Genomic DNA, 25396 nt, shown 5'->3' with positions numbered 1-25396 from the left:
CCTTCGTTTTTTTAGAGGTTTTCGTAAAATTGTTCCCACTTGTTATTACATGCATCCATCGAAAACTGGTCTTGGACGGCATGATGGGCTTTTGTACTCATTAGCTCACGGGCTTCTTGATTATCGAGTAAGTCTGCGATGGCCTCGTGTAGTTCTGTGATATCTCCGGGTTCAATAAGCAAACCGTTTTGTTTATCGTGGATGATTTGAGGAATGCCTCCGACGTTTGTACTAATGTTTGGAATGCCGTGTGCCATTGTTTCTAGAATAGCCATTGGAAGCGCTTCATGGTAGGATGGCAAGATGTGCAGTAGCGCGCTTTCTAAGATTGTTTGTTTTTGGTGGCTTTCGACCCAACCGCCAAGTGTGACGTTCGTTAGCTTGTTTTGATTGATTTGGGTTTGGGCTGTTTCGATATCGCCGATGCCGTAGAAAATGAACTCGTATTCTTGATAGGTGGCGCCGAGTGATTGGATGGCGCGGAGTAGGTCGTAGCTTCCTTTTTCTTGGCTGACATTTCCAAATGTGACAATTGTTTTGCTGGTGTTATTATATGGGTTCGTGCGCGGAACCTCGACGGCGTTTTCCATAACGCTAACCGGGGTGTCACACATATTTTCATAGTACGTTTTCCACGCTTCGCTGAGGACAATAATGTGATCAAGACGGTTCAGATGATTCACGATGCGTTTTTGTATAAAGCTTGTTTGCTGGTCGTAAAAAATGCCAAATCTTGAGCCATGCATGTGTAAAATGACTTTGCTTCTGAAAAGTTTGGCGATGTTGATGAAGATCATTTTGCGATAGAAGCTACCTTTTTGAGAGGTGTGAATGTGCACGATGTCGATTTTTTGTGTGATTGCCACGTAGCAGAGTTGCATGATGGCGCGTATAAACATCCAGAGCTTGAATAGTGCGCTACCTTCTTTCCAACTAGCGATATAGTGAATGTTGACAGTTTCACTTGCAAATGTTTTTTCAAAGTTGGCGATGACGGTTGCGATACCGCCTTTTGATACAGATGCGGGGCCGATCATGATTACTTGCTTCATTTGGCTGGTCTTCCTCTCTTCGTTTTATTGGGGTGTTATGCTTGTTTTTTTACGTTTGATCATGCTTTTGATACGGCGAATGATTGCTTGGCACTCTGACTTCTTGTAGAAAACTAGGAAGAAGACTGCGTTTAGGAGAATAAATAGGCTCCCTGCGCCGAGGATGAGTGTGAACCATGTACCTTGGTAAATCCAGTTCATGACCGGAATCGAGGCGGCAAAGGCAATGGATGTGATGATAGCGTATCCGAGGTACATTTTGAAGTAGCTCCCGACTTTCTTTTTAAAGCCGAAACGGTAGACGAGGTACGGATCGATCAGGGTCGTGGTTACGAGGCGCGAAATGATTGTTGCGACGATAACACCAACGAGTCCAAAATGTGTGGCAAAGATGATCGACAGGATGATGTTTAGTACAGCCATCGCGATTGGAACGTAGCGACCTTGGCGGAATAATCCCATTGTGGTACGGTAAGTGTACCCAGGAAATTGCATACCGTTGATGTAAAAGCTTGCGACGATAGCGAGCACGGTACCTGTTCCAAGTACAAAACTTTCACCGATCCAAAGCGTAATGAACGGGTTGATGACGTTAAACAGGATGATCGAGAGCAAGAAGTAAATCCACGCGACGATGAAAAATAGTTGCTTGAAAACTTGTTCTTTTTTGGCGTCATCGTCTGCGTTATTGAGATGTCCAATACTTCCGGTAATCGAGTTTAGTGCACGAGACAAGACGGTAACAACTGCGGCGATAATAAGCAGGTAATTCGAGTAAATTCCTACCACGCTGAGGCCAAGGAAAGCAGCAATAATGATGCTGTCTGTGCCGTTCATGATGATGGAACCAAATTTATACATAGCCAGTGCTTTAACGTTTTGGAAAATTGTTTTAACTTCTGCTTTATCGAGTTTTTCGGTTGTTTTTCCTTTGAGGAAGCTATATTTCTTGTTGGCGTAAACTGCTAGGAAAATGTTGAGGCCAAGCGTACAGACGACTTGGATAACGATGAACCCGATGTAGTCTCTTGTGATATATAGATACGTGAGTTGTACTACCGATTGAATGAGGAAGAAAATTTGTTGACTCACGTTAATGACGTATTCTTTTTGATCGGCGGAGAAAATGGCTTTTTTGTAGGAGAACATGTAGGAAATCGCCGTATTGAGTAGAAATAGGAAGTAGATCATATAGATGTTTTCAGGAATGTTCGGTGGATTTTTGATAAATAGGTTTAAAAAGGGCATTAAGAGTAGTCCAACGATGAAAACGGTAAGCCCGATGATGCGGTATGCTTTGGCGTAAAGTGCCATGATCGCTTTGATTCGGGCCTTATTTTTGTCTACCATGCTTTTGTAAAGGCTGAAAATGATTGCGTTGCCGATGCCAAGTTCTGCGAAGGATAGGACCATCAAGATGTTGGTGAATAAGGCATCGAGGCCGAGGTATTCTTTTCCTAGAAAGTAGATGAACACCGTTCTGTTAATGAAACTTAAGATTAAGAAAATGACTTGTGTCCCGCTGCCAATCAGGAGGTTTTTTGCGACGAATGCCGTTTTTGTTTTAGCCAATCGGGCCACACTTCCTTTCTTTGATTTGTTACTCTAAGTTTATCATGGAGCCTCATGAAATCAGGGTTTTTCCAGATTTTTGATAGCTTTTGTCAACAATTTGTAAACAGTTATGCTCCCGCTACTAATATGGTTTCTTGTTGGATCGTTTCGACAAGTTTTGTGGAGGAAACACCCGCTGTATAGTCAAAATAAACAATTTCAACGGCACGACGCTTGAATTCTGCTTCTAATTTGTTGAAAGTTGGGCTACCTTTCCAGTCGCTACCGTGAAACATCACGTCGATATTATGGTTGTCAATCATGTTCAGCTTGCTCTCGTGGCTCGTTTGCGGAACGACTAGATCAACGTATTGCAGGGCTTCGACAATCGCTTTACGATCGGCAAATGGGATAACTGGCGTCTTATTTTTGTATGCTTGAACGAATTCATCTGTACTGACACCAACGATCAGGATATCACATTGGGATTTGGCGTTTTTCAGGATGTTCAAATGGCCGACATGGAATAAATCAAATACGCCTGTCGTTAGGCCTACACTATATTTTTTCATCAGATTATCTCCTCTTTCAACTGGATTCGTTTTGGTTTGTGGGTGATGCGTTTTTCGACGGGTGGCAGTTCCATGTATTTTTTACCATAGATCCGCTCTAAAAGTTGCTCAGTTTGGGCTGGGATTCGGAAGTTATGTCCTTCAAACACTGTCGTTGCTGCCGTGTCGTACATTGTTTTTGGCATCGTTTGTTTTTTGTAGCCGTATTGGCTGCCGTGATTGACATAGTATGGCGCGCTATCATCGGCACCGCTTTGCATGTAGTTCGTTAATACTCGGAATAAAAAGCTTGTTGGGACTGGTTTGATGAGTTTTAGTACGGCTTTTTTCCAGGGTGCTATCTGGTGGAGCGTTGTTTTTTCGTTAATTTTTAGGAACAGGAGGCTCTTTAGTTGTTTTAAGAAGCGTCCTTTCATATGGAAAAGGAAACCGCTGTTCTTTTTAGCGTTGTCTAGCGGGAAAATATCGATGAAGATACCTTTATGTTTAATGCTAGGTGAGGCGCTTTCTTCCTCGAAAATCGTGCCATTTTTCCTGATTTTGATGATTGGTAAATAGTATTCCGCATCAGTTGTGCCATAATGTAAAAATAGTGATTCTGGTAGTTCAGTCTTGGCGATTTTTTGGAAAGCTTCGAAGTCTTTACGGGGCATCGCGATATCTATATCGTCATCCCATGGGATAAAGCCGTCGTGTCTGATGGCTCCAAGCAGAGTCCCGCCGATCAGGTAATATGTGAGGTTGTGTTTCTCACAAAGCGTTGCCACATCCAGCAAGATGCTTAATTCGACTTGTTTTAATTGTTCGAATAGACCTGTTGTTAAATGGTCGCCATTATTTACCTTATTCGGCATAGTAGTATCCTTCCATTTTCATTTTTTGGTTGTTGAAAATGCTACCAATCACGTGTGCGCTCCCGCTCTGTAATTTTTGAAGGGCTTTTTTACTGTTTTCTCTGGAGGAATGGTCGCTACGAACAAGTAAGATCGAACCGTCTACTAGCGAACAAAGCAGTTGGGCATCAACGACTAGTTGGATTGGTGGTGTGTCAAAGATGATTTGATCAAATATCTCATAAAGCTCGGCATATACTTGTTTCATTTTCTCAGAACCTAAAAGCTCCGATGGATTTGGTGGTACAATTCCTGCTGGTAATACGTATAAGTTCTCGACATCAGTGCCGCAGATTGCTTCGTTGATCGTGATTTTACTTGTTAAAATTCCTGTTAGGCCATGTGACATTGCTTCTGGGAAGATTTTTTTCACGGTTGGTTTACGTAAATCGCCATCGATGAGGAGTGTTTTTTTGCCTTGTTGGGCGAATACGACGGCTAAATTAGCACAGATAAGTGATTTACCAGAATCAGGCTCGGAGGATGTAATAAGAATCGATTTCATGATTTTATCGACGCTTGAGAACTCGATATTTGTACGAATCGAACGAAACAACTCAGAATGTGGTGACTTTGGGCTTATTTTAGCGACTAATTTTTGCGGCTCGGTGGATTTCTTGCGCCTATGGCGAGATTCAACCTTCTTTTTATTTTTCGCTTTTCTCATTTATTTCAATCCTTCCCCATGAGTTTCTGGAATTTTGGCGATATTACCAAGTAATGGAATGCCTAGCTCGTCGATTACTTCTGTTTCATCTTTGAATTTTGTATTAAAGACAACGCGGATAACCATGATTACAAAACCGATCATCATACCACCAATAGCTCCGCCTCCGATAAGTATTACTGGGCTTGGGCTGACTGGTCTTGGATTAGCTGCAACATCTGCTTTCGCTAAGATGTCAATATTGTTCACGTTCATCACGTCGGGGGTAATTTTGGCGAAAGATTCCGCGACTGCATTGGCTATCAAAGCGGCCTGAGCTTGGTCCTCGTCTTGTACGCTGACGTTGATAACTTGGGAATTATGTTGGCTACCAACCGTGATTTTACCCATCAGTTTTCCTGCTGTGTAGTTACCACCTAAATTTTTAGCCACATCATCGAGGATTCGGGGGCTTGTTAGTAGGGCTGTATATGTGTTCACAAGTTGGATGTTAGCTTGTACCTCAGAAGTTTGGAGGTTGTTTACACCTGCGTCTTGTACAGATTGTGTCACAAGAATTTGCGTTTTAGCTTCGTACATCGGTGTGATCAGGAACATCAGTGCTACACCTGCAGTAAGGGCTCCGATAACGGCTGTGCTTATAAGAAGCAACAAGTGTCGCTTGATTATTTGAAAAATGGATTTGATACTAAGAGTTTCTTTCATTTGTTTCTCCTTCCTTATTGGCGATTGGCTTTCCGAAGATTCATTTTTTCATTTTTGATATGATTTAAAAATTGTAGGTTACCTAGGAAATAGCGACGGAACATCCGACGTGGCTCTTGAATAAAGCGGTAAAACCATTCTAATCCGGCTTTTTGCATCCATTGTGGGGCGCGTGTTGTTTTACCGGCGATAACATCAAAGCTGCCACCGACTCCCATCACAAATGGAACGTCTAATCGTTCTAAGTGCTCGCTTGCCCAGTATTCTTTTTGTGGACTGGAGAAGGCGAGAAATAGGACGTCTGCTTTGCTTTCACGGATCGTGTCGGCGATGTCGGCTGATTCTTCGGCTTGGAAATAACCATTTCGGAAGCCTGCGAAGGACATGTTAGGATATTTTTGTTTGTAGTGTGATTCTATTTTTTCGATAACTTCTTGGGTTGCTCCGAGAAAATAGGGACGATATCCTTTATCGTTACAGATTTCGAGTAGTTGTTCGAATAAGTCAATGCCTGTGACACGCTCTGGAATGTCGTGTCCGAGGAGTTTACCCGCTAGAACAATGGAGGAGCCGTCCGCGTTGATGAGTGGAGATGCGTTGACAATGTCTCTTAGTTTTGCGTCTTCGTACATCAGGTTGATCTTATTTGCGTTGATAACAACATGCTGTGTTGGAACTCTTTTTTTGATTATTGTTTCGATCTTGATTAATGTTTCGGATAAGGTTAAGCAATCTAAGTTACTGCCTAGCAATTGGGTTCTCATTTGGCGTTCGTCCTTTCTTGTTCTTTCTTGTACTACAAGTGTAACAGCAAAAGTGTTTACATTTGGTATATTCCAGATAATTGATACTTTTTGTCAATAGTTCGGACGGACAGGCTACATTCCGCTTCCTTTACCGGTAAATTCTTTGAATGTCAGGAGTAAAATCTTAATATTGAGAGGAATCGACCTTTTTTTAATATATGCCAGATCTAATTCGACCATTTGCTGGAAGCTTACATTATTTCGACCGCTTACTTGCCATAAACCAGTGCATCCTGGTGTAACAAGTAGGCGTTTCTTTTCATAGTTTGTGTAGTTTTCGTATTCGCTTATTAGTGGTGGACGCGGCCCGACGAATGACATGTCACCTTTTAAAATGTTGATGAATTGGGGAAATTCGTCGAGGCTTGTTTTACGAATCCATTTGCCGACTTTCGTAATTCTCGGATCGTCTTTCATTTTGAACATGTGGCCTTCCATTTCGTTCTGAGCTTGCAATTTGGCCAATTGCGCCTCTGCATCGACATACATCGAGCGGAATTTGTACATATAAAACGTTTGTCCACCTTTACCAACGCGTTTTTGTTTGAAGAATACGGGGGCTTTCCAATTTTCGAGTTTAATACTCGTGGCTATAAGAAAGAGGATTGGAGCTGAAATGATGAGCGCGAAGATGGCGGCAATAAAATCAAATAGCCGCCATACTCTGTCATGTAATGGTTTTTCGTGTGATTTACGTGTACTTTTCGAAAATGGTGTCGTTGTCTGGGTTATTTGGAAATCTGCTTTTTCCATCTTCGTTCACATCCTTTCATTTAGATTGTTAGCGCTCTTTTCTTTGTTTTAGCTTGGTGTAAATTACCATGGTTGAAATAGCTCACGTCGTTACCTAAAGTTTGAACTATATTTTTCGTATCGAATAGAACGGCTTCGCGCATTTGGTTCGTGTAACTTTCAGGTATATCGCAAAACTCACTGTGATCGCTTAAGACTATAATGAGAGAACTATCTTTACAAGCTTCCTCGCCTGTCAAAATTTCTGTTGCTACGTGTGGATCGAATGTTTGGACGTCAAATCCTGATTCTAGGAGCAATTCTTTTACTTCCATAGCGGGGCTTTCGCGGATGTCATCGATGTTTCCTTTATATGTTAGACCAAATAGAGTCACGCGGTTTCCTTCTTGATCTGCCATCAGTTGTTCCACTTGCTCAACGATATAGGACGGCATGCTGTTGTTGACTTCACGTGCTGTTTGCATTAGTGGGGATTGCTCTGGTGCTGCGGCAATAACGAAGTACGGGTCTACCGCTAGACAGTGTCCGCCAACACCTGGTCCTGGTTGGTGTAAGTTTACACGTGGATGCTTATTGGCCATTTCGATAACACGTAGGGCATCGATTTCTAAGTGGTTACTGATCTTAGCAAGCTCATTTGCTAGCGCGATATTCACATCACGATAGGTATTTTCCATCAATTTGCTTAGTTCTGCTTCACCTGCTTGGGCCTTGATGATTTCACCTTCGACAAAAGAGCTATACACTGCGGCTGCTTTTTCGGTACATGCTTCCGTGATACCGCCGATAATTCGCGGATTGTGGACTAATTCGTGCATGATATTTCCTGGCAAAACACGTTCTGGGCAATGGGCTAGATAAATGTCTTCACCGACCGTGAAACCGGCATTTTCAATCATTGGTTGTACTACATCAGCCATCGTTCGTGGGGCAATCGTGGATTCAATAATGATCGTATCGTTTTTCTTCAAAGAGGGAAGAATGCTGGTTAGGGCTGACTCAATGTAGCTTGTGTCGCAGGATTTATATAAATCATCTTTGTTAGGAGTTGGAACAGCAACGATATAAGCATCTGCGCTGACTGGTGTTGTGCTAGCATGAAATTTACCAAGTTCGAGGGCCTCCTGCAAATCCTCAGCTAAGCCTGCTTCTTCGATGTGAAGCTGACCAGCGTTCAAATTTGCTGTCATTACAGGAGACAAGTCAACACCTGTCACTGTATTTCCGTATTTAGCAAATAGGATTGCTGTTGGTAACCCTATATATCCAAGCCCTACTACTGTAATATTCATCAATATATTTCCACCTTTCGATTTTTTAACGACACAAGGCTGGCGCTTCTCGCTCAGCCTTGAGCATTATTGGTCTTTCTACTTTTAGCACGATTATTTGGAAGGTACGGTGATCGTCCATTTGATTTTTTCTGTTACTTCGTCAATGTTTGGCTCATATAAAATGGTGAATTCTTTTTGATCTGCCGGAATTTCATAGTAACCTGAGCCTTTCAGTGTCTTACCTGCCGCGATTGCATCTCCAAAGTTATTGGCATTTAGTCCGTAAACTTGATGTTTTTTCCCATCTTTCGTTTGGATAGCGAAATCGCCTGCACCTGCACCTGATTCTTCTTTTCCAACGTTCTTAACGGAGAAATCGATCTTAGCCATTTGTTTGTCGTTGTTGTTACTATCTTTCATCTCTACATTTGTTACAGTGATTTCGAGATCGTTTACTGTTCTTGTTTTACCGATATCATCGCTTACCGCGGCATTGCCACATCCAGCGAGGATCATAACAACTGCTAAACTCACGGTAAATAGTGTAAGGAGGCTTTTCTTCTTTTTCATAATATTACGTTCTTCCTTTCTTTTTTAGGGGGTTTGTTCTTCTGGATCTACTAATAGCTTATCACCTAAAATTGCAAGAAACGCTAGATTCCGTATAATTGATTTTTTTTGTCTATTATTTAAAATCATGTATCTATTTTCGGTTAAATTAGTAGACTTGCGGGTGTTGATTAGATACGTGTTCATGTCTTCTTATTAGCTGATAGTACTCATTCTAACAGCAATGTCGACTTTAATATTCTAGCGTATTAGAATTCAACGACCCATATTGTTACTACTTTGCGAACTTTTTTGCCCGTGTGTTATGTACATATTTTTTCGCAACGAAAAAAGCAGGATACGCACCTCCCGTCTTATGGGCTAGTGTGTATCCTGCTTTCTATTGTAATACCATCTCTCGTAACATGATTGCGCCTGTATCGGTTTGGTTAAATGCGAAAGAAATGCTTTTAATTTCTTTCTTATTGATGTTTCCTAGTAGTGTTAAAGGAATTCTTAAATCACTCAGCGGCGTGTAACCCAGCCAAAACGGTTTCGAGAATGATTTCACTTCTACTCCGTAAAGATAACTAAGTGCTGGTGTATTTTTATCCACTAACACTTCGGATTGCTTCCCTTTCTTATCTGTAAATATGATAGTAAAAGCTTGATCTCTACCTTTATTTATTTTTTGTGTGCTGTCTTGTGCGATTAGTAGCCGTATTGTTGAGAATTTCGAAAAATCTGCTGTATTTAATGGTAATTCTATTTTATCTTTTTTATTCTTCCAAGTTACATTTAATAGATTTAGATTGGGGCCATTCGTGTTAAACTCCGATTCGATTGGATGCCTAAAGTAGCCTGCTGTATTCCACTTCTCATCTACAGATTCTACAACGTATTTTGCTTTGGCGCCTGATTCTTTGACCTTTTTCTTAGCATCTGCAGAGAATAATAGCTCTGTTTTTGGTGTGTACATGGTCGTCATTACTTTGAGTCCGTACATTTTTTGTGGTGCTATATTGTTCGGGTTGAAATTGTTTGTCGGCTTTACCTTGCCATGAATGATGCCTAAAAACTCCGTTGCATAATTGGTAAGGAATGTTTCGTGCTGCTTTCTGTTGATTGTATTCTTTTCTAAAACGTTGTCAATCGGTACGTTAGGCGTGAAACTAAGATCTAATTTTCTGCTGAAGTAATAGTGGTTGGCACCTCTTAGAAAAACATCATTTGCCCATGACTTACGCCCTTTCTTGGCTTTTAGCTCGTCGAAGGATACTTGACCTTCCAGATTTGCTACGTCGAAATCGTATTCTGGAATAATAAAGCCATGAGGAACATCCGTGTATGGCGCATTAGCTAAGTTTTTTGATGGTGCTAGCGAAATCATGCCTTTGATCGAATTATTACCCTCTTTTTTCAAGTTTGCAGCAAGAAAATCAATACCTTGTCCACCTCTGGAATGTCCTATAAGTGTCACATCATTTAGATTGATTTTATTTTTCAAATCTAATTTAAAATTGGAAGCCTCACCGTTAACTGCTTTGGATAATGCACTCATGTGGGCTTTGTAGATTGTAATCAAGCGCTCAAAATTTTTAGAATTACCGTAATCAATGCCTCCTGCCGCTACTAATTCTTTGTATACTTCGAATTGTTCGGCATTGACGTCAATGCTTATGACAGCATATTTTTCTCTTGCTAGTGACTCAGCTAGATAAGTAAATCCTTTATAGTAATTCTCTGCTTCTGTTATCTTTTCGTAGTTACGAATAGCATGGCGCCCATGTATAATGACAACAAGCGGATATGGTCCTCCTTTTCCTTTGGGAATCGAAAGCACGCCTTGTTTCATGTAAGGCATGTCTACTTTTCCTGGTGTTTTTAATATGCCTTTGCCTAAATTGTAGTTAACTGTCTCAACCTCCGTTGCTTTGGCTGGCTTGGATTGTTGGTTCGTCGTTGCTAGTACTGTCACCTTTGGCCCTTCTGTTATGACGGGTACTAAATAAATAACGCTAATCCCGATGGCGACGACTGCTAAAATACCTAATAATGAGATGCTTTTTTTGTTTTTCATTGTGTCCTCCTTGTTGTTTCTGTTATTTAGCCTTGGTCTCTTCGATCGTAAAAGTAAACTATGCTAGACTAGTTCATCCTCCTCCCACTACCGTTAGATTACTTATGTTTCAATTATAATACAAATATTACGATAAATAAAGTTTTTTGTCATAATCATTTGTAAATCATGAAAAAAAGTGTCAAACGATCCTCTGAAAGGACGCTTAACACTTTTTATTTTTCAGAAAATCATCGCTGCTTTTTTCAAGATGGTATCGGTGGTTGCTGTGATGTCTCTGTATACTTCTTGATTTATTCTACTATATAAGGTGTTGTTTTTTAGTGTGGCTTCGAATTGATCGCGTATTCTGACCATTTTTTTAGTTGCGGTATTGTAATTTGGGTAAACTTCTAGCGCTACAGCGACACATATTGCGGCGCCTAGGCTTGCGGAACCATTGACTTCATTTCGTGTCGCCGGGATTCCAAATACGTCTGCGAATATTTGCATCAGTAAGGTACTATTAGAGCCACCTCCAGAAATGATGATATTGTCCAATGTGATTCCAAGCTCGGCACACATCTCATCGACTCGATTTTTCATCGTCAAAGTAATGGCTTCTAAGATGGAGCGATAGATATGCGCGCGTGTATGCCTCGCGTCGAATCCGATCATCATGCCTTTGCGGTACGGTGCATCCGAGGGGGCTAGCCAATCAAGGATCGTCATTAAACCTTCTGAACCAGCAGGGATATGTTGTGCCTCGCGGTTTAGGAATTCCTCCACTGAATGGCCGTCTTGGTGCGCTTTTAGCATGATATCATCGCCTAAAAGTTCTTTAAACCAGCTCACCGTCCACATGCCACGTCTGATTCCGTTGCTTTCATAGAGATATTGATGCGGTGTCGATGCAAAATTTGTCCAAAACGCCGTCGTGCCTTTTGGATTGGTTGGGCCTGGAATCATTGCCGCGATATAGGTACCAAGCGAGATCAGCGCGGTATTTTCAGTGAGTAACCCGGCGCCGAGTGCTTCTACCGCTTTATCGTTTGCCGTTGCGATGACCGGAATGTCTGCTGGAATACCTAATGTGTTTGCCGCCTGTTCTGTTACTGTGCCAAGCTTTGTGCCCGGCATCTGCAAATCGAACAGCATCCTGCGCGGAATCCCAAACTGACTGATCACCGTCTCGTCTGCACTCCACGTCCAAGCATCGGTATCAATCGGCCACTGTCCTTGATAGTTCGCCGCCGTATCCACGAAGTTCCCCGTCAGACGGTGCGTCATGTATCCCGAAGTCGTCGTCACATACGCAACCTCTTCGTTTGCATGTTCGTAAGGTTTTGACACCCGCGCATCCATCCAGCTCATCACTGGCGAGGCCAAACTCCCGTCCCGCTTCAACAATGCCCGACAGAATCGGATTGTACATAAGCCAAGTCCAATAATATCCGCTTTATTTCCCGGGAAATTATCCATCGCCGCTCGGCTTGCCACAACTAGTGAGTCCCACAAATCGTCGTCAGGATGTTCTACCACACCGTTTTCCGCTAAATGCATCGGTTGCAGCTCACACTTGCCTTCCGACACAATGACACCCTCCAAATCAAAAATGACCACTTTCGAGCTTTGCGAACCACCATCAATCCCAATAATATATTTCTTCATCATAAGTATCTAGACCTTTCTTTCCTATCAAATTTTTAGCGTACCAAATAGCCACCGTCCACAACGAGCAAGTGCCCATTCACATAATCCGAAGCACGACTCGCAAGAAAGACCGTTGTTCCCATCAAATCCTGCGTCTCACCCCAACGGTTCGCTGGAATGTGATCCAGCACGCGCTGATTCGTTTCCGGATTGCTCCTCGTCGCCGTCGTAATTTCCGTCGCGTAATACCCAGGCGCAATCCCGTTCACCTGAATATTATACTGCGCTAACTCGTCACAATACGCCTTCGTCAAGCCCGCAATCCCGTGTTTCGTCGCCGCATACGCTGGTGACCACTGCCCACCAAGGAACGAGAACAGCGAGCAGATGTTGATAATTTTCCCGCTACGTTGCGGAATCATCCGTTTCGAAGCCTCATAACTCAGCTCAAAAGCCGCCGTCAAATTCAGCTGAATCATCGGATCCCATTCCTTACGCCCAAACTCCTGCACCTCCGCAATTTTACAAATCCCAGCCGAGTTCACTAAAATATCCACGCTTCCAAGCGCCTCCACGCACCCATCAATAACCTGTTTTGGCACGCCCTCCTTCGTGATATCCGCTTGCATGAACACCATTTTTCCACCGACTTCCGAAATCAGCCGCTCCGTCGTCCCATCATCCGCCACAATACTCGGAATAAAAAGGTTCGCCCCCGCCTTAGCCAACGCCAACGCAAAAGCCTGCCCAAGTCCAGAGTTCCCACCAGTCACAATCGCATTTTTACCTTTTAATGAAAAAAAGTCCATTTGAAAATCTTGAATATTCATCTCTAATTCCTCCTTCAAATCGTTTCCACTGCAGCCATCACGGCCGCTTTTTTCTTCTTGATATCGCGCATTAATAACATACAGAAAACCAGTGCCATCCCCGTCGCCACAAGCCCGAGAATCCACATATTGCGGTACGCCACCGTCGCCTCAAGCGTATCCTGCCAATTCCCGATGAGCGGATAAATGAACACGTCCGGCAAAAATCCAATCAAAGATGCCACACCAATCGTCGTTCCCATCGTCTTATTCGGCGTTCCAGCCTCCCCAATCGTCGCGAAATACATGCCGCGCGACACATAATTGAAGAACGCAAGCAGCAACACAAGCCCGATCATCACCAAAATAATACTCTTACTCGCCGGAATCACAATCAAACAAATCAGTCCAGCAAACGTCGCAATCCCACCAATAAATATAATCTTCGTCGGCGATTTCAAACGCGTCTTCGCAGAAACAATCGCACCCACTGGCCCACTAATCGTCCGGAAAACCTGATTTCTAATCATCCCGATAAACGTCGCCATCACAACCGGCATCGCAAAAATATCGATCAAATAACTCGTCGTATAACTGAGCACTGCAAAAATCGTATACACACCCATAATAATCAGGCTACAATACCACGTCGTCCGCCTTTTCAAAACGAGTAAAATGTCCTTAGCCGTCGTCTTCTCTGATTTCGGAAGGCTCGCCCGCGCCTCTTTTGACTCCTCAGGGACAACAAACCAACATAAAATCCCAAACACCAGATAAAAAATCCCGTACGTTACCATCACAGCTTTTAAGCTATTCGGGTTCTGATCCGCGCCAAACAATTGGAACATCCACAACGTCAAAAACGCCGTCACAAGTGCCCCAAAGCCCCGCATCCCTTCTGCAAAACCGAGCAAACTTCCTTGTTCCTCTGCCGTTCCAAGTATCGCAACTGCCTTCACTGTCGCCGACCACATGAACAGTACCGTTGTAATCGCCAGTAACACTTGAATCACCAGTAACATCCAATACGGCGGATAAAGCGCCATCACAAACGCGAGTCCACCCGTCACCAGCATCGAGAACGTAATCAATTTTTTATGGGAGAACTTATCCGCGATAACCCCACTTGGTGCATAAAGTACCATCGCCGCGGTTCCATAAACACTCATAATAAATCCAACCTGTGTCGCACTCAGCCCCATCAGCGACTCCATCGGCACCTGATAATTATATTTCAAATATGGCAGCTCAAAGCTCATACCGCCTGTCATACCAATGATGGCAATGATAAACCAACGACTATATTTTGCTTTCTTCATAGTTTGCCCCCCTTAGTTCCATAGAAACCGCTTACATTATTTGGTTAAAATGATTTTTTCTGATCCGCATTTTTTAAAATTTAAATATTGTCCCACACATCCGGACTCGTCGAAGAAATCGCGACAGCTCCTGCTTTTAGCGCTGTCAAAACATCCTCTTTATCACACACCAGACCACTCGCAATCACCGGCTGACTGATCGCCTCCTGCACCCAACCGAGCACTTTTGGCATACATCCAGGCAAAATTTCTACACAATCCGTTTTTGATGCCGCTACTTGTTTTGGTAAATTATGATATGACATCGAATCAATCAAGAAAAAGCGATGAATCGTGTAAAAACCTTTCATTTTAGCCGCGCGAACAATCGCTGGTTTCGAACTAATGATGCCATCTGTTTCCGTATTTTTACGCATGAAATCAACGACAATTTCGCGATTGGATGTACCTTCTACCAAATCGATATCCACGAAAGCAATTTTTCCAGCCGCCTTCACACGCTCTACAATTTGACTAATATTACAAATGTTTCCGTATAAAATAAACACAAGATGACAGTTGGATTGCACCACTTTTTCAAGCCCTGTCTCATCCTTAATTGCGGCGATAATCGGGTTATCCGCCAATAAATCTAGCATGTTCTCTCTCACTATAAATCCCCTACTTTCACTAATGTATCAACCCCTTATGACAAGAGATTGATACACCATCTTACCTTTACTAGTCCATGAACTCAAGCGGAATAATATTTCCAGCATTCATCACATTATTCGGATCAAACGCTTGTTTTAGCGTCTTCAGAATATAGAAGGAAGAACCATACTCGTCCTTGATCCACGGCGCGCGCGCTTTCCCAACCCCATGATGATGCACCATCGTACCGCCATGCTTCAACGATTCCTCCACGATAATCTGGTTAATCGGGTTGTGATATTTATTAATCTCTTCTTCTGGTTTACAGTCCACAAGATCATAATAATAGACGAAATACAGGTTCGTCCCGTTCATATAACTATGTGAAGAATGTCCGCCAACCCATGTCACATCAGGTATTTCCGCTTTGACACGCGCACATGCTGACTCATAAATCGCATTAATTTGGCCCCAGTTCGCCGCGATTTCAGTCGTGAATCCCATGTTTTTCGTAGCGACAATCTCCTCGCGTTCCTCTGCCACCTGCTCTGGGAACCAATTCAAGTTATCAAACCAGTCTGAAATCAGCTGACTCTTGACCTGCTCACATTGTCCATATTTGGCAACGATCTCCTCAATCCCAGCACCCGTCGCCGCAGTAATCCCCGCAGGACCTTCTGCCATAAAAATCAGCACGCATTTGTCCTTTTGGAAATGTGAAAAATGTCCCGCCGCGTCTGCCACATCATAGAGTCTCGCAATCGACGGCTTGTATCCCGCCACCATTACCTCACGCAAAATTTCAAAGCCAACTTGCATATCATCTAGCGTGTAGCCGTAAAAACGATGATTCTCCGGCTGGTATTTGAAAATTTTCACCGTGACTTCCGTGATGTAACAAAGCGCGCCTTCGTTCCCGACAACAACGTGACGAATATCAGGCCCTGCCGCACGTCTCGGTACATTTTTAATCCGTGTCACTTCTCCATTTGGAAAAACGGCTTCAAGTCCTACGATCATGTCCTCGATCCCGCCGTACAGCGTCGAAAACTGTCCCGTACTGCGCGTTGCGACCAAGCCACCCATTTGCGCAAGTGGTTTAGACTGTGGCGAATGTCCCGTCGTCAACCCTTTCGCACGTAGCTGATTCTCGATATCCTCCAGCACGACACCCGCTTGGCATGTCACTTGCATATTATATTCATCAATCTCTATCACCTTATCCAGCCCCGAGCCGTCTAACACGATATGATTTAGCTTCCGCGATTCCAGCATACTCTCAAGCGCCGAATTCCCCGTCCGTGGAATACAATTGACACCATTATCGTTACAAAACTTCAGTACATTCGCGATATCATCCGTATTTCGCGCCTTCACAATTGCCGCCGGAATCGGTTGCGTAAATACCCCCGAAATATCCTCATACTTACGATAACGATCAATACTACTATGTTTCAATTCCTGTTCTTCCGTCACGACATTCACTACCCCAACCAACTTCTCCATTGCCGACACAACTTCCTCACGTGATAAAACTGTCGATAAAACCATGTTAAAATAACCCCTTTCAATCTGCTTCTTCACCAAAATGGTAAATTTTTCTGTATTTAGAGCACAAAAAAAGCGCACTCCTACAAATAAGGAGTCGCTTATCTCAATTCTCTAGCAACTAACTACAGTATATAGAACGCTTACATTAAAGTCAAGAGCAAAAAGCTGAAACGGCCAGTTCAGCTCCGAAAAAAACTGGAGCGGCCGCAGTAAAAATCCTCTTTTGATTTTTATGAAGGGCGTGAAGTTTTCGAGGAGTTGGCCGTTGAAGCTGGATCCGAAGGCGCAGGACACGATGCAACACATGGATTACATGCTCACTACGTTCTCATGCATATGGAGGCTCTAACGCAGCAAAGTAGGCTTTGTAAGAGCCACAACAAAAGCTAGATCTGAAAACGATGCTACGTCAAAAATCGAAGCGTTTCCGCATGTACAATCACCTATCCAACTTCCGAGCTGGTACTCCTACATACGTCATTCCTGCCTCTGTATCGCCAACAACAACTGCGCCCGAACCAATAACAGAATATGCGCCTAAATCCAAACCCGGATTCACAACCGCTGCAGCACCCACGTGGACACCCCTACCAATTTTAACTCCACCTGTTACAGTGGCTCTTGGAGAGACGTGAGCCGCTTCTGAAATGATGACGTCGTGTTCGATAATCGCGCCTGTATTAATGATAGTATGCGCACCAATAACGCTATCTGGTTGGATAACTGCTAATGGCATGATGACGCTCCCCGGCTCAATGGTAGCAGTTTTTGAAACAATTGCTGTCGGATGTATAATCGTTGCATATGCCACATCGCCTAATTTGGCGGCAATCTCCGCACGTGCTTTATTATCTCCAATAGCGATGAACCATAATGTTGCATCCTTTTTATACCGCTCAAAATCGTCAAATGGAGCTTGGAATTGTGCCCCATTTTTTTCGTAACTTGTGTATTTATTGTCTAAAGTACCGATGATAGTATCGATACCTTGCTGCTCCAAACATTCCCGAACAACTTTACTATGACCGCCATCTCCAACTATGATTACGTCTGCCATCTCGATTCTCCTTTAACTGATACATTTGTTATTTAGTATACCACGAGATGTATGTATACGCAGATTGTTCAGATTAGCCTTCGTTTCCGTGCGCCTAACATAGAAAAATGCGTACCAAAAATCTAAAACTAGATTTTTGATACGCATTTCCTACTTTTTAAATTATTGTGGTGTATCAGATAGTGTCCAAGTTAGTGTTGTTGCATAGTCTGAATCGGCATATTTCGCTGATTTACCTGGAACTGTTAGAGTTACTGCGTCTGCAGCAGCTGTGTTGTCTGCTCCAAATTTATCAACCCATTGACCCATACCTTGGTTAGCAGTCGCGTTCATTACCGTTGCTGCTGTACCATTTGGATTCAATTTAATTTGTTGGTTCACGGTTGGTGCTGTTACGCCAGTACCTGTTTTCGTTACTGCTGTACCTTTTGTAATCGCGATTTCTGCACCTTCTAGATTACGTGCTGAACCGTCTTTTAATTGACCATTTTGTGCGACCGTTAAGCTCCAACCTGCGTTATTACCACGGTTATCGGATACTTGTACGTTATTTGGTACTTCTACGTATTCGCCGCCAACTTTTACTTTATCTAATTTCGCGTTGTATGTTTTTGTTTCACCAGAAATTTCTTGTGTTCCAAAGTCGAATTCTGATACGTAACCAATGCTAAGTGGTCCGCCTGTACCTGGTGTTACTTCTGCATCTGGATCAAGTGGTTGATCTGGATCGATTGGGTTTACTGGCGGAATAACTGTATCTTCGGCTTGTTTCGTGAATTTCACTTTGCTATCTGTAGTTAGCGAACCGACTTCTGCTGCTGATGCGTGATTTCCAAAACCTAAAGTTGCTGCTACAGCTGAAACTGTTACTAAACCGACTACCGCGAATTTTTTGAATGTCATGTTAAAGTTCTCCTTTGAAGTGCCAGGATTTGATGATGCTATCCCGAGATCACTTGGTCTTGCTTGATTGTTTTGTCATGTTAAGAAATATCCTCAGATTCTCTTAGCATCACATCCTTTAAGGTTATTTTAAAAGCTCATGGCGTATCGTTTAGTGTCCACGTGACGCTTGTTTGGTACTCGGCATCCGCTTTCACACCTGTTGGATTGATTTTCATACGAATACCTTGATCTTTTGCCCAAGAAATATTTTTTTCTGTTTGTGCATCAGATTGGCCGTTATAAATCGTAAACGCTTGGTTATCTTTTATTCTCGTCTCTGTTCCTGCTTGTGTGAATGTGAGCGCATCTGGTAATTTCTTAGCATCGGCCTCTGCTGTTTGAAAAGGACCGTTTACTGTCGCCGTTACCGACCAAGCTGTTCCGTTATTTCTGAGATCTTTCACACCAATATTCCAGTCTGTATCAGCACGAGCTATCGTTGTTTCACTCGACGTAATTTCTGTGCTTTCAAAACCTAATTCAGCTGGTGTTTCCGTGAAAGTAAAAGTCGTGTTATCTGTAATCACAACATGAGAGGTCATCGTAGCTGTTCCCAGTTTGTAGACGAGTTCATAAGTGCCTTTCGTTTGTGGCACTGGAGATTCTAAGGTGATTTGGCTCGTGATATTCTGTCCTGTCGCGCTATTCCAGCCTAGGACATCTGTTTTTTGACGAAGAAGTTCGGTGATTTGTTCTGCATTTTTTCCTTCTAAATCACTCGTTTGGAGTTGCGCATCGGCGCTGTGAATCACATAGTCGCCATCGATTGCTACTGTATCATCTTTGACAATGTAGGTTACGTCTTTGATTGCCGTATTACCAGCTCTGTCTTTGATAGCAATTTGCACTGTCCTTACACCGATACTCGATGTAGTTGGTGGTGTGACATAGCTGATAGCAATATTATTTGGTAAAATTCCATCTGCGTTATCATGGATGTTTGTTAGGAATGTGCTTGCTTCGGGAATGGCGGCACCTTTATCCAGTGTTTGTGTAACAGTATCTGCCGTTGGTGCTTCTTTATCACCGTTTAACATGTCTAATTGTGCTTTTGCTTTTGCGATTTCTGCATTAAGTTCTGCGTTTTTTGTTGGGTTTGTTACCTTGTCAACCTTGGCTTGTGCTGCATCAATCGCTGGTTGGTTAGTAGTTGGTTTGATTTCGTTTGTTGAGGTGTTATCAAGAAATAAGGCATCGGTAGCAGCTTTTGCAGTATCATATTTGTCTGTAATGATTAGACGGTCTATTTCGTAACCTTTTCCATTCATGTTGTATCTCACGCTGAGTACATCGCCATCTTTCAACGCCGTTCCTTGACTTAGAGTAATGACTTCTGCCCCCCCATTCACACCTAAATAATAACCGCGACCATTGCTATACTCACCTGCGTAGTATCCATTAATATAGACAGTATATGATTTTGCTCTTTGACTCACGTCTATTGTCGCGCTCCATCCAGCGGCGTCTGGCCATAGAGTGAATCCGTAAAAGCCAGCTTTCCCGTTTTCTAGTTCTAGTAAGTCTTTAGCTCTTTGTAGGTTTTTTTGTAGCGCGGCTCTCTCTGTTTCATCGCTTACCGCGTCTACTTCTAATTGTGCGGCATCGATAGCAGCTTGGTTTGTCGTTGCTTTAATGCCCTTCGTTGGATCACTATCGACAAATAAATTATTCACCATTGTCACGGCATCTGTAGTACTACTACCTAATAAGTGACCTCCCGCTTGTGGTGTCCCTTCTGAAGCATGAACATAGAGGCTAGTTGGACTGACAAACATAGAAAGTATAACTGCAAATGCGACTATTTTCTTTTTCATGACATCACCTTCTTTTTTGCTATTTCGTTCCTCTTGGAATAAACCTAGTATATACCTATTTGAAAAAATGATTTCTAGACGGATCATTGCTGTAGAAAATCGTTTTAGATAGGTTTGTTGCTTTAGAACAATATTTTAGCGATTTTTTGATTAGTGAATTGCTTGGATATCCATCGTTTATGTATAATCGGTTAAATTACAGACTAGCTGTATATTGGGTAATATTGGGTCTTAGGAGCATATTTTCGCCTGTATTGGTATTTTAGAGGAATATTAATTTCGGGATGCTATGTAAAAAAACTTACTAGGATTCTATGGATGAAGCACCACATGGGACATAGCATTTTTGTGTTCCTTATCCTTGCTTTGCTTCATGACATCCTTTACCATGGTAGGTATCACAATACGGAGGTGCAATATGGATAACACTATCAAACAACAAATCGCTACTCTTGCCGAAACCGCCGACCACCGTACCTTAGCTATCTGGGCTGCGAACTGCGCCGAGCATGTATTATCTATTTTTGAAGAGAAGTACCCTAGCGACAAGAGGCCAAGACAAGCCATCGAAGCAAGTCGTGCCTGGATTCGCGGTGACATAAATGTTGGTGCTGCGCGCGATGCGGCTTTTGCGGCACACGCAGCGGCTCGTAATGCCACCGATGACCTCGTCGCTTGCCATATTGCCCGCGCCACAGGGCATGCCGCAGCAACGGCACATGTCGCAACTCACGCCGTCCATGCTGCTGAATACGCCGCCAAAGCGCTTCCTTCAGAACGTGTTTGGCAATATGCGGAACTGAAGCGTCTGCTTAGACAGTAGCCATTTTATGCAACCTGCCCAACGCCTCTTTTCATTCTTTGTGCAATCTGACATAGTTTTTGTAAAGCGTTTTCATATACAATAGAGTCAAATCTTATTAATGGGGGAATGGAAAGCAATGGCACAACTATCACTCGAGCACATTTATAAAATATATGATAACAAAGTAACCGCAGTAGAGGATTTCAACTTGGAGATCGCGGATAAGGAGTTCATCGTCTTCGTTGGACCTTCTGGTTGCGGTAAGTCAACAACACTACGCATGATCGCTGGACTTGAAGAAATTTCAAAAGGCGAGCTAAGCATTGACGGCAAAGTCATGAATAACGTCGCACCGAAAGACCGCGATATCGCCATGGTTTTCCAAAACTACGCGCTGTATCCACATATGACAGTATACGACAACATGGCATTCGGTCTTAAGCTTCGTAAAATGCCGAAAGATGAGATCAAGAAACGCGTGGAGCACGCCGCAAATATCTTAGGTTTGACGGAGTACTTAAAACGTAAACCAAGCGCGCTATCTGGTGGACAACGCCAACGTGTAGCTTTAGGCCGCGCCATCGTTCGTGACGCGAAAGTCTTCTTGATGGATGAACCTTTGTCGAATCTGGATGCGAAACTACGTGTGCAAATGCGTGCGGAAATCACGAAACTACATTTACAATTAAACACAACGATGATCTACGTAACCCATGACCAAACCGAAGCGATGACAATGGCGACGCGTATCGTTATTATGAAAGACGGCGTCATCCAACAAGTCGGTTCTCCGAAACAAGTATATGACCACCCAGTAAATATGTTCGTTGCCGGTTTCATCGGAAGCCCAGCGATGAACTTCTTTAAAGGGAAACTTAGCGGTACGCAATTTGTCGGTGATGATTTCACAATTGAAGTTCCAGAAGGAAAATTGAAAGTTTTGAAAGATAAAGGCTATGACGGAAAAGATATCGTATTCGGTATTCGTCCGGAAGATATTCACGATGAGCCGCTTGTTATTGAGGCAAGCCCAGGTTCTACTTTTGATGCTGAAATTATCGTTGCTGAGCTAACTGGTGCAGAATTTATGCTTCATTCGAAAGTTGGGACACATGAATTCGTAGCCCGCGTAGACTCACGCTCGAATCACGAACCATTCGAGAAAATCAAATACGCATTTGAAATGTCTAAATCGCATTTCTTTGATGTTGATAATGAGCTTTCGATTGTGGAAGATGGTCGTGACTAAGATACAATAAGAAAAGGAGTCAAAAATCTGACATAGATTTTTGACTCCTTTTTGTTGATTTGATAGATACGTATGCTTAGTTAGATACGCTAACTTTTTGAGTTGCTACTTGAATACCATTTGCATCAAAGCCTGTAACGACTACATTTTGGCTTGCAGAAGTGACATAACCAGCTGCATACAGAGAGTAGTTTGAACCAGTTGGTCTCACTTGATTTCTAGCAACGCCGTCAACATAGAGTTTAACCACTGCGATATTGCCAGTGAATGTTCCATTAATCAGCTCATCCGTGCTAATTCTGAATGGATTTGCTGTAATAGAGCCTGTATCTTGCGTAATATTAACTTTCGTTTCTTTAATTACTTGGCCGTTTTTATTCAGTGCTTTTACCACGACATTGTCTGATGCACTCTTGATGTAATCGTAAGCATAAATACGGTATTGTCCTTGCGCGCCATTGTTGTTAGCGCCTGCTGTCATACGATCTACACCGTTAACAAATAGTTTGATTTTGTCTACGTCGGTTGAATGTGTTCCACTTACATATTGGCTGTTTGGTGCGATTTTGTAGTTATTTGCTGTTAGGTATGTTTCTACACCTGCTTCTTTTTCGACATTTACTTTTGTTTCTTTGATGACTTTACCGTTCTTATCTAAGGCTTTTACTACAACGTTATCGGATGCATTCTTGATAAAATCATACGCGTAGATTTTGTATCGTCCTTCGCCGTTATTGTTCCCAGCCGCTGTCATACGATCAGTACCATTAACGAATAACTTTACTTTATCCACGTTTTTAGAATGTGTTCCTGTAACATATTGAGTACCTGGTGCGATTTTGTAATCGTCTGCTGTTAGGCTAGCGTCAATCTCGTCTGCAACGGTTACTTGATGTGTTAAAATGTTGGAGTCTTTACCAAATGAATCGACTGCCTTCACTTGAATTTGGTGTTTTCCTTTCGATAGTCCAGCAATAGTGGCATTCCACGCTACATCGTCACCTGGGATAGCACTATATTTGTCTAGTTGCGCCCAATCTCGGTTATCCGCTTTATAGTGAATGACAAAAGCATCTGATGTTTTACCGTTAAAATTACCTGCTAGATCTAGGGATTGACCTGTCTGTATTCTATCAGGTTGACTACCCGTGAAACTCAAAGTAGGCGTTTCCGTATTGACAGTCGTGCGCATAACAGCACTACTTAAGTTGGTTTTAGTACCGTCAATAGTAGTAACAGAACCCGTATATTTTACCTCTGTTTCTTTGTTATATGGAATTGTTTGCGGTGTGTGTGAAAGCGAAACAGAAGAAATATCGTTTACTCCTCCACCTATAACATTTTCATGTGAATAATAATCCACAATTCGATCAAATCGATTAGCTTCAAACTGGTTATAATCGCCGTCTTTAAATAGATTGACATTTAAAGTTCTGTCAAAAATATTTTTCCCCGGAAGTTCATAGCTTTCACCTGTAACTTCTTGGTTTGCCGATAACACGGTATTAAATTTATCTTTGTTATCCCATAGAGAGATGTATTCACGCCAAGTTGGGATCTGGTTGTTTTCTGATTTGTTAATGTACTCTTTCCCTGGAATAACTTGTGCTTCCGAGATATTACCTGCGCCTGAACCACCGGCAACAAGTCCGCCTCTATCAATAACAAACAGTTGAACTTCGATTTTTCTAGATTTAGAAGGTGGAAGTTTGCCCTTGGTTAGAACCTTATCTTTAGAAGTATCATCTGTATTTCCTGGATACTCGCTTACATTAAGGTACATATTACCTTCCGCAGTACCCGATAGCTTCCCAATATTGGTTGTAGCAGCTAAGCGAATGGCACCCTCGTTTATAAACTGTGGATAAGATTCCCACTCCGATTCACTTACTTTGCTTTTGTCCATTCCTCTGATTACCATACTTAACTCATTCGTATTTTCACCAAAACGAACACTAGAGCGATCGAATTTTAATGGGAATTTTAGTTCTACTGGTGTCGGAATACCAATCACTTTTACGTATAGGTTTGTATCAAGGATAGATTTGTCCCAATCAACAATCTTAAATCCCTCTTTTGCATTGACACCTTCAGGAAATTTCACTAAAATTCTAGCGCCATAATTCCCTTTGCGATAATCTTTTATCGCTTTTTCGCCACCAACATCTAAGCCCCATGGAATAATACCTTCTAGTGGTAATTTAGCATATCCAACTGCGTTTCCCACATACGGGTCCTTTGAGTTATTAAAAGGCGTGAAAGATGTTATAAAAGTTCCTTTATCTGTGTCTTTCATTTTTACTGTAAGTCTCGTAATCGATTTATCAAAACCATCCGCTCGTGTTTCTTTAGTAGCATTATCTTTTGGATATTTTTTTGCCTCAGATTGTGCAAACTTTGTAAATTTAGCGACTTGTTCAGAAGTCATGCTCTTATTGAAATCTGAACCATCGATGTCAATACCCGCTTTATTAAAATAGGTCTCTAATTGCTGTTCAACTGCAGTACTAGTTGCGCTTTTTGTAGGCTCTTTTGCAAAGGCAGTTGTTGTCGGAGCTAAATTAGTCGTCAGTAATGAGACTGCAATTGCTGAAATAAGTGTACGTTTAAAAATGTTTCTTTTCATATTTTCCCCCATATAATTTAATATTAGATGTGTTTCCAATTATTTCAATTC

Annotated in this window: 22 protein-coding genes; 2 read left to right on the top strand and 20 right to left on the bottom strand. The window is 42.4% G+C overall.

Annotated features, from left to right (window positions below):
• Window positions 1–11: 11 nt before the first annotated feature.
• The 19 genes from HCJ54_RS11495 to HCJ54_RS11405 all read right to left on the bottom strand — a co-directional run bounded on the left by HCJ54_RS11495 (window position 12) and on the right by HCJ54_RS11405 (window position 20665).
• Window positions 12–1052 carry a glycosyltransferase family 4 protein gene (locus HCJ54_RS11495; protein WP_187137733.1) on the bottom strand — a complete coding sequence of 347 codons (1041 nt, stop codon included), beginning with the start codon at window positions 1050–1052 and terminating at the stop codon, window positions 12–14.
• Window positions 1053–1076: 24 nt separating this feature from the next.
• On the bottom strand, window positions 1077–2624 hold the full coding sequence (locus HCJ54_RS11490; protein WP_187137732.1) for a lipopolysaccharide biosynthesis protein: 1548 nt from the start codon (window positions 2622–2624) through the stop codon (window positions 1077–1079).
• A gap of 110 nt (window positions 2625–2734) precedes the next feature.
• Window positions 2735–3178 carry an FAD synthase family protein gene (locus HCJ54_RS11485; protein ID WP_036066056.1) on the bottom strand — a complete coding sequence of 148 codons (444 nt, stop codon included), beginning with the start codon at window positions 3176–3178 and terminating at the stop codon, window positions 2735–2737.
• Window positions 3178–4032, bottom strand: coding sequence for a LicD family protein (locus tag HCJ54_RS11480; protein ID WP_187137731.1), 855 nt, complete (start codon window positions 4030–4032; stop codon window positions 3178–3180). The genes HCJ54_RS11485 and HCJ54_RS11480 overlap by 1 nt, the downstream gene beginning before the upstream one ends.
• Window positions 4022–4738, bottom strand: coding sequence for a CpsD/CapB family tyrosine-protein kinase (locus HCJ54_RS11475; protein WP_185411017.1), 717 nt, complete (start codon window positions 4736–4738; stop codon window positions 4022–4024). The genes HCJ54_RS11480 and HCJ54_RS11475 overlap by 11 nt, the downstream gene beginning before the upstream one ends.
• On the bottom strand, window positions 4739–5443 hold the full coding sequence (locus HCJ54_RS11470) for a YveK family protein (RefSeq protein WP_187137730.1): 705 nt from the start codon (window positions 5441–5443) through the stop codon (window positions 4739–4741).
• Between the two features lie 14 nt (window positions 5444–5457).
• Window positions 5458–6207 (bottom strand): WecB/TagA/CpsF family glycosyltransferase, encoded by a 750-nt coding sequence (locus HCJ54_RS11465; protein WP_185411021.1) that lies wholly within the window; start codon window positions 6205–6207, stop codon window positions 5458–5460.
• 114 nt (window positions 6208–6321) lie between these two features.
• Window positions 6322–7002: a sugar transferase gene (locus HCJ54_RS11460; RefSeq protein WP_187137729.1), complete on the bottom strand. Its 681-nt coding sequence runs from the start codon at window positions 7000–7002 to the stop codon at window positions 6322–6324.
• A gap of 20 nt (window positions 7003–7022) precedes the next feature.
• Window positions 7023–8294, bottom strand: a complete 1272-nt coding sequence (locus HCJ54_RS11455; RefSeq protein WP_187137728.1) for a nucleotide sugar dehydrogenase — start codon at window positions 8292–8294, stop codon at window positions 7023–7025.
• Window positions 8295–8387: 93 nt separating this feature from the next.
• The gene (locus HCJ54_RS11450; protein WP_187137727.1) at window positions 8388–8846 is read right to left on the bottom strand and encodes a DUF4352 domain-containing protein; all 459 of its coding nucleotides are present in this window, start codon (window positions 8844–8846) and stop codon (window positions 8388–8390) included.
• Window positions 8847–9225: 379 nt separating this feature from the next.
• Complete coding sequence (locus HCJ54_RS11445; RefSeq protein ID WP_187137726.1) at window positions 9226–10905, bottom strand: alpha/beta hydrolase; 1680 nt, start codon at window positions 10903–10905, stop codon at window positions 9226–9228.
• Between the two features lie 222 nt (window positions 10906–11127).
• Window positions 11128–12558 (bottom strand): FGGY-family carbohydrate kinase, encoded by a 1431-nt coding sequence (locus HCJ54_RS11440; protein ID WP_187137725.1) that lies wholly within the window; start codon window positions 12556–12558, stop codon window positions 11128–11130.
• A gap of 32 nt (window positions 12559–12590) precedes the next feature.
• Complete coding sequence (locus tag HCJ54_RS11435; protein WP_187137724.1) at window positions 12591–13367, bottom strand: SDR family oxidoreductase; 777 nt, start codon at window positions 13365–13367, stop codon at window positions 12591–12593.
• 14 nt (window positions 13368–13381) lie between these two features.
• Complete coding sequence (locus HCJ54_RS11430; protein ID WP_187137723.1) at window positions 13382–14665, bottom strand: MFS transporter; 1284 nt, start codon at window positions 14663–14665, stop codon at window positions 13382–13384.
• Window positions 14666–14745: 80 nt separating this feature from the next.
• Window positions 14746–15315, bottom strand: coding sequence for a glycerol-3-phosphate responsive antiterminator (locus tag HCJ54_RS11425; protein WP_036066068.1), 570 nt, complete (start codon window positions 15313–15315; stop codon window positions 14746–14748).
• A 70-nt stretch (window positions 15316–15385) separates the two neighbouring features.
• A complete protein-coding gene (locus HCJ54_RS11420) occupies window positions 15386–16849 on the bottom strand; it encodes an FAD-binding oxidoreductase (RefSeq protein ID WP_187137722.1) in 1464 nt (487 codons plus the stop codon).
• Between the two features lie 439 nt (window positions 16850–17288).
• Complete coding sequence (locus tag HCJ54_RS11415; RefSeq protein WP_187137721.1) at window positions 17289–17906, bottom strand: acetyltransferase; 618 nt, start codon at window positions 17904–17906, stop codon at window positions 17289–17291.
• A gap of 162 nt (window positions 17907–18068) precedes the next feature.
• Window positions 18069–18809, bottom strand: a complete 741-nt coding sequence (locus HCJ54_RS11410; protein ID WP_036066072.1) for a WxL domain-containing protein — start codon at window positions 18807–18809, stop codon at window positions 18069–18071.
• 137 nt (window positions 18810–18946) lie between these two features.
• Entirely contained in the window at window positions 18947–20665 is a 1719-nt protein-coding gene (locus tag HCJ54_RS11405) for a toxin Cry1Ac domain D-VI-related protein (RefSeq protein ID WP_187137720.1), read from the bottom strand.
• Window positions 20666–21083: 418 nt separating this feature from the next.
• Between HCJ54_RS11405 and HCJ54_RS11400 the strand changes: the two genes are divergently transcribed.
• Entirely contained in the window at window positions 21084–21488 is a 405-nt protein-coding gene (locus HCJ54_RS11400) for a putative immunity protein (protein WP_187137719.1), read from the top strand.
• Window positions 21489–21606: 118 nt separating this feature from the next.
• Window positions 21607–22719: an ABC transporter ATP-binding protein gene (locus HCJ54_RS11395; protein ID WP_187137718.1), complete on the top strand. Its 1113-nt coding sequence runs from the start codon at window positions 21607–21609 to the stop codon at window positions 22717–22719.
• A gap of 76 nt (window positions 22720–22795) precedes the next feature.
• Here the strand turns inward: HCJ54_RS11395 and HCJ54_RS11390 are convergent, their stop codons facing one another.
• Complete coding sequence (locus HCJ54_RS11390) at window positions 22796–25345, bottom strand: immunoglobulin-like domain-containing protein (protein WP_187137717.1); 2550 nt, start codon at window positions 25343–25345, stop codon at window positions 22796–22798.
• Window positions 25346–25396: the final 51 nt, after the last annotated feature.

Source organism: Listeria grandensis, assembly GCF_014322885.1.
Lineage (GTDB): Bacteria > Bacillota > Bacilli > Lactobacillales > Listeriaceae > Listeria_A > Listeria_A grandensis.
Note: the sequence above shows the minus strand (reverse complement) of the source record. Positions and strands in the feature narration are given on the sequence as shown.